Below are 11480 nucleotides of genomic sequence, written 5' to 3' on the forward strand. Positions count from 1 at the left end.
TTTTACAGCAGGCTATAGAGTTTTCTTACCACCCATTCTACTGAAAGCATAATCAGCAGCAAAGCCATTACCCACAAAAACTGGTTGAAAGGCGTGTTTGCCTTTTTGAAATCTACCAAAGGTTTTAGTCCGGGCAGTGCCTTGATTTTGTCAGAAAGTTCGCCCATATCTTTAGCATAGATAAATTCGCCGCCGGTGCGTAGGGCAATTTGTTGCAACAGGTCTTTGTCGGCCTGCAGTTGAAAGTGTTCGACATTTGATTTACCGATGGAAAACTGCCCCCGGTCTGACCCGACGGGGACTTCATTTCGGCGCCCTTCCGCCTGGTAGCTGTAAGTTCCTTCTGCCAGATTGTACAATTCCAGAAAATACTGGGCCTGTCCGGTTTCATTGAGGTAATACTCGTTTTGTTTGCCGTCGGGAGAAGTCATGGTAAGTTTGATTTCTACATCGGGAATCGGGTTGTAGCTGTCGTCATATACCTGACCTTTAAAGATAACGGCTTCACTTCCGGTAAATATTTTTTTAGCCGGTGCGACGCGAAATTTCCGTTTGTCGTCGGCAACCATCAGGTATTTGATATTGTTGAAGAGCCAGGCGTCAAACAATTCAAAATCACTGGATTCGAGGTAACTATGCGCCCGCATGCGCCAGAAATTTTCTCCGAGGAAAACCATATTTTTTCTGCCGAGATAATTTTGCAGCGCATATACCGGATAGTCGAGTGCGATATTTTTGATTTTGGCTGTGGCAAATACCTCGGCCGTACTTTTCGCTTCCCAATTAGACTGATTGCGGAAAACAGGCGGAGCCGAATTTGCCCACTGTATCCAGTTTTCGGGAAATGTATAAGTAGAATGGTTGCGATATTCGGAGCTGAAATTGGCGATAACTTCTTCTGATTTTTGCGCGAAATTTTTGGGAGTAATGGCCATATATTCAAACAATGGCGAAAGGGCGCGGAGATCGGTAAACATTCCGACAAAGAAGATCACTGGTTTTTTATTGTCTTTGATTTGCCCGGCGATTTCGGTTACCGTTTTGCTGTCTAGTGAGCTTTGGGGAAAATTGTGAAGAATCATCAGGTCGAAATCTTCGAGATTATACTTAGACGGGTCATTATAAAACACACCAGGTTGTTTTAAAATAAATTCGGTAACCTCATAACTGTCATCCCGGGCAAAAGCTTTGGTGAGTGCCCCGAGGTCGGGGTGTGGTGAACCGCCAAACAGGGCGATTTTTACGCGGGTTTCCAGTACATTGATAAATATCTGGGAGGTATTGTTGCGGTAAGTGATTTCATTTTGCATACGGGATACCTGCACAGTGTACTGGCGAAGGCCGGGTGCTTCGGGCAATACAAAAAAGTTCACCTCACCATCCTGCTTACTTTCTCCCAGCGTAAGTGGCTGGCTGCCAAGAACTTTCCCCTGGCTGCTCAGCGTTACTTTCAAATCTGCCTTGTCATAGCCGACACTCTGTACTTTGACCTTTATCGGCATTTCATTTTTCATATAAGCGATCTCGTTGAAGAGAACCTCCTTGATGCGTACATCCTGGCGGGCAGTTGTATCGCCGAGCAATACAGTATATACGGGCTGGCGAATCCCTTCAAGCGCATACAACGGGCTGATACCCGCAGTAGTGATGCCATCGCTGACAAGGACAATTGCGCCCAGATTTTGATTTTGGTAGAGGTTTTGCACCGCTTTGATTCCCTGTGAGATATTGGTGCCGGTCTGGTTGTATTTCAGCGAATCGGGCGAAACCCCGGCTTTAACATCATTGGAGAAAGCATAGAGATCAACCTGATAATCTTTTTCAGGAAACGCATCCAGGAAGCCTGTGAGCAGGCCAGGATAAGTATCCCTTACAAAGGCAGAATCTTTCTGGATAATAAGACTTTCCGAATTGTCCTGCAATACAGCAACAATCGGTGCATAGGAGATTTTGGAAAAGGAACTGATAAGGGGCTGAAGCAGTAGGATTCCGATCGTCGTCAATACGAGGAAGCGAAAAACACTCAGCAGAATACGAGGAACAGCAGGGAGCAAATCCCGGGTTCCCCTGTACATCAACCAGGTAAGACCAGCAGCCAGAACTACAATCAGGAAAATCCAGGCCGGAGAATAAGTGAATGAAAGATTCATGAGTTCAAAGTTACACAAACGAAACACGCTTTAAAAAGCAATTTTTGCCGATTGGGAGGAATCTTTTTTCGCAGATGATTAAAATCACCACCCTGTATGACGGCCCTCCTTTCGACAGGCCTTCGGTAATACGAGATTTGTAATGTAAGAATTAAGCCCATAGCTACCCGAAAATGAACACTTTCAGAAAAATACTTGTCGGCATGGACCTTTCTGACACGGATTACGCGCTACTGACCTATGCGCGTTTTATGGGTGAAAGGTTTCCAATAGAGAAGGCCTATTTTTTTCATGTAAGTCCGGGGTTGGAAGTGCCAAACGGCAATGAAAATTTTTACAAAGAAATGGAAATCCCTTCTATTCCCCCTGACGAGCAGATCCGTGTAAGAATGGAATCGGAAGTCGGAAGAAAGATAAAACCCGGTTTATTTGATACTGAGTTTGATGTGGTAGAAGGCTCTGTCACCCGCCAGTTGCTCCATTGGAGTGAGATCAAAAAGGTGGATATGGTGATTCTCGGAAAAAAATTCAGCAATGAAAGTAGTGGTATCAGCGCAAGGCGATTTCTCCGAAATGCTCCCTGCTCGGTATTATTTGTACCGGAAAAAGTAAAAACCACCGTCCGGAAATTGCTCGTAACCACAGATTTTTCGATGGACTCGACTCTTGCATTGAAACAAGCCATCGATTTTGCATCCACGTTTGATCCCGCACCAGAAATTCAACTACTGAATATCTACCAGGTACCTGATGGTGTTCATTATCAGATTGGCCGCACCTATGCGCACTTTGCCCAGATGATCCGGGACAATATCAGGGATTATATGCAAAAGTACCTGATGCAGATTGAGCATAAAGGCATCAGGATAGAACCGATCATGATTCAGAACAACTACATGAACATTGCCCGTCATATTTATGAGTTTGCCAGTTCTCAACAAAGCGATATGTTACTCATTGGAGCCAAAGGCCATTCGGCCCTTACTTCTTTTCTTGTGGGTAGCGTAACAGAAAAAACACTCGCATACGATTTTGATATACCGATCTGGGTTATCAGACCTTTATCCGGTTTTGCGACGGAAAAACCGGATACAGAGGAAAAATTTCAAAAGACAATTTGAGTAAACAGTAAGACATTTTAATACCTAAAAACCAGACTATGAAAAAGATACTTATACCCACTGATTTTTCCGACTGCGCCGGTTATGCCCTCGATACGGCAGTCAAACTTGCTGAGAAATTTGGTTCAGAGCTGCACATTTATCACCGTGCAGACATAGACCCTGCATTTGATGAATCCTCTACGGTTTCGCAACAGGAGTCTATGGAATCTTATGCCATGCTTCAGTTTATCAAGAAAAAATATTACAAAATACGGGAGCAATATGCCTCCTCCAATCTTCGGATCATCACCACTTTTTCCTCAGGCGATCTGGTCAAAACTGTAACTGACTATATCAGTACAGAAAATATTGATATGGTCGTAATGGGTTCAAGCGGTGCTTCGGGATTAAAGGGAATGGTGATGGGATCCCAAACCCAGAAGATTGTCAGAAATGCTTATTGCCCGGTACTGGTGGTAAAACATCCCGTAAATACAGTAATATTCAAAAACATTGTATTTGCTTCAGACTTTTCCGATCTGGCAAAAAAACCATTTGAAAAACTGATTGAATTTGCCCGGAAATTTGGATCACATATCCATCTCCTGAATGTAGCAGCTTATCCGAAGTTTACGGTAAACGAGGAAGATCTGACCAGAATGAAAGCCTTTGAAAAAATGTGCTGGGCACTTCCATGTACGGTTTATGGTCGTGGGGATGTTGACCTCGAATTGGGCGTAACGCATTTCGCCAAAGAAGTGAAAGCGGACCTTGTGTCTATCGCACACTTTGGAAAAGAGCCTATTAAGCGTGTGTTTACGGGTAGTCTGACCGAAAATCTGGTCAATCATCTGGAGACCCCTGTGTTGACCATCAATGCCAATGAGGTAAAATCCTGGAAAGTGATCAAAGATCCGGAAGAAGATATTCCATTAAAACGCGCTAAAGTAACAAGTCCGCAGAAGCGTTAATTTAGTACGGGTAGACAACTTCGCCATGCGGAACGGCGGGCAAATCCAATGGATTTGCCCGATTTTTTTTGCTCAATACATAAGATGGATACGGAAATGCGCTCACTCACAAACGGCCACTTCGCCTGGCGACGAAATTACCGGACTTACATAGGGAATGCCAAGGTTCATTCCCCGAAGGATGAGCAGGAAGGCAAATGTAATGGCAACCCCACGGAGAATGGGGCGCAGTTTGGTGCCAAAAGATGCGGGAAGAAACCCCTTAGCCAGCGACAGGCTCAGCATGGCAGGGAGCGTACCGAGTCCAAAAACGGTCATATAGAACATTCCCTTAAAGATATCGCCGGTTGCCAGTGCGCCTGCCAGTCCCAGATAAACAAATCCACAGGGTAAAAACCCGTTGAGGATGCCGATATTAAACTGTGAAGCGGGGCTGTCATTGTTGAGAAATGTCGCCATCCGGCTCTTCAGCCGGTACAACCAGCGCCCGGGTATCAGGTGAAGGCGTGATTCCCAGTTGGCAGTGGCGACGACCAGTACCAGGAGCATCGCACCCAGAGCAATAGACAAAAATTGCTGAAAGCCAGCGAAGGAAATCGTCTGGCCAAAGACACCGACCACCGCTCCGAGGAGCGTGTAAGTTACAATCCGTCCCAGATTGTAGAGGAGGCGGCGCAAGACAAATTGTCCTCCCGGCTTCCGTATGCCTGGCAGCGCCAGCGCAATCGGTCCGCACATACCTACACAGTGAAGGCTGCTAAACAGACCGAGGATGAAAGCTGGGAGGAACATATACTACGTCTACAGTTAGCTTATTGAATAAAAATCGATTTTTCCTGAAAGTAGGCCCCTGAAGCGGTCTCCCACTCTACTTTTACCCGCCAGAGCCCTGACTGAAGCTCACCCGCAGCAATTTGCTGCTGAAGATTGCTGACCGCAATCGGGAAGTCTTTGTCCAGCCGTGAATTGGATGGGCGATACAACTTTACATCTCCCCGGATATCAGTCATGCCTGCCGGAAAAGTCAGCAGAATGTTTTTTGCCCCCGACTCGTACGAAATCTGTAGCGGATCGGCCAGCTCACCGGCGTTTTTCACTTTTGTAATATGAGACTCATAGCCCAATTCTTCAGCGTAATATTCCGGAGTTACCAGATTGATATCCTGCTGAGAGCAGTAAACCGTTACCGATATCATCGAAACTGCAAAGATGGTATATACGAGTGCGATTTTTTTTCCCCAGTTCATAGCTTAGTGTTTTACAGGTCCAAGAAAATTAGTGGTAACATGATCCAGCATTTTATCTCCTGACCATACTTCTATTTCGATTTGAGTCTTGTTACCGGTAAGTTCGTCCGGAGGAATATCCACAAATAAAGCACTTTTGGTGATATCTCTGGGGTTGACATGCAGCTTTTCTGCACCCACCTGACGTATTCTTCCATCGTGAGAGACGAGTTTCAGTTCCATTTCAAAGGTCTCTGCGGTTTTATTCACCACCTCGATATTGTAGAGGTTGGAGATCATTCCGTCATCGGTCTTTTTGAAAAGCATACCCGGGGTGCGCAACAAGGTTGTTTCTACCATAGAACGACCGGCAAGCAGAAAACCCAGAACCGAAAGCAGGGCTACCAATACCAGGGAATACCCAAGTATTCGGGCCGTAAACCGGAAGGGAGTTTTACTGGCGATTCCATTGTATGAATCGTAACGAATCAGTCCACGGTCAAAACCGACTTTGTCCATGACATCATCGCAGGCATCCATACAAGCTGTACAGTTGACACATTCCATCTGGGTACCGTTGCGAATATCGATGCCGGTGGGGCAAACCTGCACACACAGGCTACAGTCGATACAATTTCCGCCTTCGCGGACCTGATTTTTCTTTACCCGCTGGCGTGGCTCTCCCCGGAGAAAATCATAAGCCACAACGATTGAATCTTTTCCCAGCATGACTCCCTGCAGACGCCCGTAAGGACAAACCGCAATACAGGCCTGTTCGCGGAAATAGGAGAAAATGAAGAAAAATATGCCCGAAAAAATCATTACGCCTGTGAATTTCCCCCAGTTTTCAAAGGGGGACTCGGTAACAATTTTGGCTACTTCATCCAGGCCGATCAGGTAGGCCATGAGCGTATTGGCAATGAGAAAAGAGATGGCATAAAAGATCAGCAGCTTGCTTCCCTTTTTAATGATTTTCTCAGTATTCCAGGGTGCTTCATTGAGTTTGAGCTGCTGGTTACGGTCGCCTTCGATCCAGTATTCGATTTTACGGAAAACCATTTCCATAAAAATCGTCTGAGGACAGGCCCAGCCACACCATACACGGCCAAAAACTACGGTGAAAAGTACAACAAAGACCATGAAGGACAACATCGCCAGTACAAACAGGTGGAAGTCCTGAGGCCAGAAGGTCAACCCGAAAATGATGAATTTTCGCTCGAGGATGTTGAATAGAAACATCGGCTGACCGTTCCACTTAAGAATTGGCCCCAGAAACAACAATGATAATAAGACAATGCTAACACCTATCCTTCTCCGATGGTAGCGACCAGCGGGTTTCTTTGGATAAATCCATCGCCTCTTCCCTTCCTGATCTACAGTTCCGATCGTATCCCGAAATGCCTCATAGTCAATTTCAGGAAGGGTTGAGGTTTTGGACTGATTGGTTTCTTTTGATTGGGCAGACATTTTTTTACTTATTAATGATTACTTATAATCATTGGTTCATTGCAACAGTAGTAGTATCAGTGGTTGCTTCTGGCGAAGGAGCGGATTCTTCCGGCTGGTAGAGATCGCCCTGCGGCGCTTTCCCATCCGGAGGATTAGTTCCCTGGAAAGTCAGAATAAAGCTGGCTACTTCCTGCATTTCTTTCGGTTTCAACTGATCCTGCCAGGAGATCATTCCCTTTTCGGGAACGCCATACTTGATGGTTTTGAAGATATTGCTGATACCACCGCCATGGATCCAGTATTGGTCAGTCAGGTTAGGTCCTACTCCACCTTGTCCTTGTGCACCGTGACAGGCGATACAGTTGGTCATATAGATCTTCTTCCCGTTTTCCTGACTTACCGCGTCTTCGAGTACGGCTACATTGGTCTCGTTGACAAGATTGGCAACTTTCTGAAGGTACTGTTCTTTAAGAACATTTGCTTCTGCGACTTCTGTTTCGTATTCCTTTTTGGAAGACCAGCCATTGCCCGACATGTGATAGTAAATCATATATACTACCGCAAATACAATAGAAAGGTAAAATCCGTACTTCCACCAGGGTGGGAGGTTGTTGTCCAGTTCGCGGATACCGTCATAGTTGTGGCCAAGGTCAATTTCTGACTCACGGCTTACGGGGACGGCGCCTACCAGTTTTTGCCGGATAGAAGTCCAGCTAAAAGCTGAAGGAGTGGATTCAACGGGTACGACTGTCGTGCCATCTTCGGTTACTACTGCCTCTGCTGAGGTTTCCAATTCGCGATTTTTCCTCACCAGTGCCATAACTGTAAAAGTCAGGACAAGGATGGTAAAGGCCAGTACAATCAGAGAAAATACCAGTAACCATAACAACTGGGTCTGCATGTTGGCAGCCGGAGTGGTCGACGTAGCAGCAGTCTGGCTGAAGGCAGGCAGGAAGGTAAATGTTCCCAGCCCTGCCATGAAAATATATTTTATCAACTTTCGATTCATGATCATTTTGCTTTACCGTTAAGGGAGATATCATTGGTCAGATCGGAGATTGTACCCGATTTCAACGGCATGGAGGCCATGTGGTCCACTGTCCCTTTGTCCATTCGCATCACGTAGATAAATATGATGACAAACAGTACAAAGAATAACAGGATGGCCACCAGGGGAAACATGCTCACATCATCCATAGATCTCAAAACGTCTTTATACATAATTGTAGCGTTAATAGAAGTAAGGGGATTATTGACCGGATTTGTTTTGGGCCTTGATATCCGTACCCATTCTTTGCAGGTAGGCAATCATAGCGATGATTTCCTTATCCCGGATATAGGCACCAGTTTCTGCGTCAATGATATCATCTGCTTTCAGCCTTGCGACAATTTCGTCGGCCTGACGGAAAAGGTCATCGTTGGCCTCTTTCTCAAAACCGGCGGGGTAAGGTACACCAAGGGTCTGCATGGCACTGATTCTCGCTTCAGTAGAAGCAATATCAATCTGGCGTTCAAAGAGCCACGAATAGTTGGGCATCAGCGAACCGGGAGACATCGATCTCGGGTCCAGCATGTGCTGATAATGCCAGCTGTCGGAGTATTTACCGCCAATACGGTGCAAATCAGGCCCTGTGCGTTTGGAACCCCACTGAAATGGGTGATCATAAACAAACTCACCGGATTTGGAGTATTCACCATAACGCTCTGTTTCGGAGCGGAATGGGCGAATCATCTGTGAGTGGCAGGTATAACAACCTTCTTTCACATAAAGATCCCTGCCCTGAAGTTCAAGCGGTGTATAGGGCTGAACAGAAGCGATGGTAGGAATATTGGATTTGATCATAAAGGTGGGGATCATCTCCACAATACCACCGATCAGAATCATTACCAGACTGAAGACCAGCATTTGCATGGGGCGACGTTCGATCCAGCGGTGCCAGTATTCGCCTTTTTTCTCTTCGAAATCTTTTTCCAGTGCAGGTGCTTCTGCCTGTTCGTATGCTTCAAAGCTGCCAGCACCTGCGGTTTTCATCAGGTTATAGACCATGATAAATACACCCACAAGGTACAGCGTTCCGCCTAAAGCTCTCATCCAGTACATAGGAACAATCTGCAATACGGTTTCGAGGAAGTTTTTATAAACCAGGAACCCATCTGCATCAAAATCTTTCCACATCAGACTTTGGGTCAAACCTGCCCAGTACATCGGTACGCAGTAGAAAATAATGCCCAGTGTACCGATCCAAAAGTGTGCATTGGCCAGTTTGATGGAGAAAATCTGTGTTTTCCACATCTTGGGTATGAGCCAGTAAAGGATACCAAAAGTAAGGAAGCCGTTCCAGCCCAGCGTGCCCACGTGTACGTGTCCGATGGTCCAGTCGGTGAAGTGTGTGATCGCGTTGAAACTCTTTACAGAAAGCAGCGGGCCTTCCAGCGTAGCCATACCATAAGCAGTAACCGCTACAACCAGAAATTTTAACATAGGCTCGTTGCGCACACGGTCCCATGCACCGCGAAGTGTCATCAGACCATTGAGCATACCACCCCATGAAGGCATAATCAGCATAATGGAAAACACCGTTCCCAACGACTGCGCCCAGTCAGGCAGTGAGGTGTACAACAGGTGGTGAGGACCTGCCCAGATATAAATAAATATCAGTGCCCAGAAGTGAATAATCGAAAGTCGGTAAGAATATACCGGGCGATTGATCGCTTTAGGGATAAAGTAATACATCAATCCGAGGTAAGGAGTAGTCAGGAAGAATGCAACCGCATTGTGACCATACCACCACTGAACCAGTGCGTCCTGCACGCCTGCATACACGGAGTAACTTTTTAAGAAACTAAAAGGAAGCTCAATGCTGTTGACAACATGCAGTACTGTCACCGTAATCCATGTAGCGATATAAAACCATATCGCCACATACAAGTGGCGTTCACGACGGTGAATCATCGTCATAAACATGTTCAAACCAAAAACAATCCATACCAGCGCAATCGCAATATCAATCGGCCATTCGAGCTCCGCATATTCCTTTCCGGAGGTAATCCCCATAGGAAGCGAAATCAAGGCCATGACAATGATGGTCTGCCAACCCCAAAAGTGGATATTACTCAGGGCTTTGCTGTACATAGATGCTTTTAACAAACGCTGAAGAGAGTAGTACACTCCCATGAAAATACCATTACCAACGAAGGCAAAAATGACAGCGTTGGTATGCAGTGGCCGGATACGCCCAAAGGACAATTCTCCGATACCGGCCCACAATCCAAATTCAGGTAAAACCAGCTGCAGTGCCACAATCAACCCGACCAACATACCGGCTATTCCCCAGAATACACTGGCGATAGCAAAGTTTTTTACGATGACGTTGTCGTAGGCAAAATGTTCAATCTGGCCTGGTCTCACTTCCTGTTCGGTGTTCAGGGTGGGATTCTTGATCATAAGTATTGGGGTTTTGAATTTTTTCTTCAAACAGCATTCTTACTGCCGGCGTATAATCATCATCAAACTGACCCGATTTGACTGCCCATAGAAACGCCGCCAGAAATCCCAGGGCAACTACGAGGCTCAAGACGATCAGGATAATTATTGCACTCATGTAGAAATTTGTTTCCCCAAAAGTATTGGGCTGGAAGAAAGTAAAAGATGCGTGTGGTCAACTTATAGAGTGACTTTTATCATTTTTCGTAACTTGAATCCGGTTCCAGAAATCGTGAGATTTGGTTTTGTGGGTTTTATGCGTAAAAATCAAATATATATAGAGAGGCTTCCTGAGGCTTTGGCTGCTATCAGGGCTTTTTGTGGTGAGCGGATTCCCGACACAGGTATCATCCTGGGCTCCGGCCTCGGCCCTGTGGCCGAGGGGCTTGATGACCCTGTCTTTGTGCCTTACAGCGAAATCCCGGGATTCCCGCCGACAACTGTCATCGGCCATGCCGGACAGCTGGTGGTCGGTACCTTTGGCGGAAAAACCGTCGCAGCCATGCAAGGTCGTTTTCATTATTATGAAGGCCACCCGATGACGCGACTGGCTTTTCCCGTGCATGTACTCGCTGGGCTGGGGATTCGCACGCTCATTATCACCTCCGCCTCCGGCGGGGTCAACCGCTCCTTTACCCCCGGCGACCTTATGCTCCTGTCCGGCCACCTCAATGTCGTAAGAGGTAATCCGCTCTGGGGCGAACTGGGGATACATTTTGCTGAATCCTTCCTCCGCAACCCCGATGTATATTCCGCCCGCCTGCTCGAAGTTGCCAGGGCTTCTGCTCATAATATCCGGGTGGCTGTCAAAGAAGGTATTTACGCTTTTATGACTGGCCCCAGTTTTGAAACACCCGCCGAAATCGAAATGATTCACCGTATGGGAGGAGATGCCGTGGGTATGTCCACTGTGCCGGAGGCACTTACGGCTTTTGCTCTGGGCATCGACGTGCTGGGAGTAACCTATATCGCCAATATGGGTTCAGGAATCTCCGACAAACCGCTCGAACACGAGGATGTACTCGCCGCCATGGATCAGGTAAAACCCCGGGTCATTCCTCTACTCAAAGAAATTATCCGTACCCTCTAAGCTGATT

Annotated in this window: 11 protein-coding genes; 3 read left to right on the forward strand and 8 right to left on the reverse strand. The window is 46.5% G+C overall.

The features are described from left to right. Positions 1–2: 2 nt before the first annotated feature. Positions 3–2150 carry a hypothetical protein gene (locus R3D00_25490; GenBank protein ID MEZ4776555.1) on the reverse strand — a complete coding sequence of 716 codons (2148 nt, stop codon included), beginning with the start codon at positions 2148–2150 and terminating at the stop codon, positions 3–5. Between the two features lie 173 nt (positions 2151–2323). Here R3D00_25490 and R3D00_25495 point away from each other — a divergent pair, with 173 nt between their 5' ends. Next, a complete protein-coding gene (locus tag R3D00_25495) occupies positions 2324–3271 on the forward strand; it encodes a universal stress protein (GenBank protein MEZ4776556.1) in 948 nt (315 codons plus the stop codon). A gap of 38 nt (positions 3272–3309) precedes the next feature. Further along, the gene (locus tag R3D00_25500; protein ID MEZ4776557.1) at positions 3310–4224 is read left to right on the forward strand and encodes a universal stress protein; all 915 of its coding nucleotides are present in this window, start codon (positions 3310–3312) and stop codon (positions 4222–4224) included. Positions 4225–4326: 102 nt separating this feature from the next. On the opposite strand, the gene R3D00_25505 is transcribed toward R3D00_25500, so the two are convergent. The 7 genes from R3D00_25505 to ccoS are packed head-to-tail and all read right to left on the reverse strand — an operon-like array spanning position 4327 to position 10501. After that, complete coding sequence (locus R3D00_25505) at positions 4327–5016, reverse strand: sulfite exporter TauE/SafE family protein (protein ID MEZ4776558.1); 690 nt, start codon at positions 5014–5016, stop codon at positions 4327–4329. 20 nt (positions 5017–5036) lie between these two features. Beyond that, the gene (locus R3D00_25510; protein MEZ4776559.1) at positions 5037–5471 is read right to left on the reverse strand and encodes a FixH family protein; all 435 of its coding nucleotides are present in this window, start codon (positions 5469–5471) and stop codon (positions 5037–5039) included. 3 nt (positions 5472–5474) lie between these two features. Further along, on the reverse strand, positions 5475–6917 hold the full coding sequence (gene ccoG / locus R3D00_25515; GenBank protein ID MEZ4776560.1) for a cytochrome c oxidase accessory protein CcoG: 1443 nt from the start codon (positions 6915–6917) through the stop codon (positions 5475–5477). 28 nt (positions 6918–6945) lie between these two features. After that, positions 6946–7908, reverse strand: a complete 963-nt coding sequence (locus R3D00_25520; GenBank protein MEZ4776561.1) for a cbb3-type cytochrome c oxidase N-terminal domain-containing protein — start codon at positions 7906–7908, stop codon at positions 6946–6948. Positions 7909–7910: 2 nt separating this feature from the next. After that, positions 7911–8120: a cbb3-type cytochrome c oxidase subunit 3 gene (locus R3D00_25525; protein MEZ4776562.1), complete on the reverse strand. Its 210-nt coding sequence runs from the start codon at positions 8118–8120 to the stop codon at positions 7911–7913. A gap of 28 nt (positions 8121–8148) precedes the next feature. Continuing rightward, entirely contained in the window at positions 8149–10344 is a 2196-nt protein-coding gene (ccoN, locus tag R3D00_25530; protein ID MEZ4776563.1) for a cytochrome-c oxidase, cbb3-type subunit I, read from the reverse strand. Then, a complete protein-coding gene (gene ccoS / locus R3D00_25535) occupies positions 10289–10501 on the reverse strand; it encodes a cbb3-type cytochrome oxidase assembly protein CcoS (GenBank protein ID MEZ4776564.1) in 213 nt (70 codons plus the stop codon). Before ccoS ends, ccoN begins: the two co-directional genes overlap by 56 nt. Positions 10502–10639: 138 nt before the next feature. Here ccoS and R3D00_25540 point away from each other — a divergent pair, with 138 nt between their 5' ends. Then, positions 10640–11473: a purine-nucleoside phosphorylase gene (locus tag R3D00_25540; protein ID MEZ4776565.1), complete on the forward strand. Its 834-nt coding sequence runs from the start codon at positions 10640–10642 to the stop codon at positions 11471–11473. Positions 11474–11480 lie beyond the last annotated feature (7 nt).

Source organism: Bacteroidia bacterium (assembly GCA_041391665.1).
GTDB lineage: Bacteria > Bacteroidota > Bacteroidia > J057 > J057 > JAGQVA01.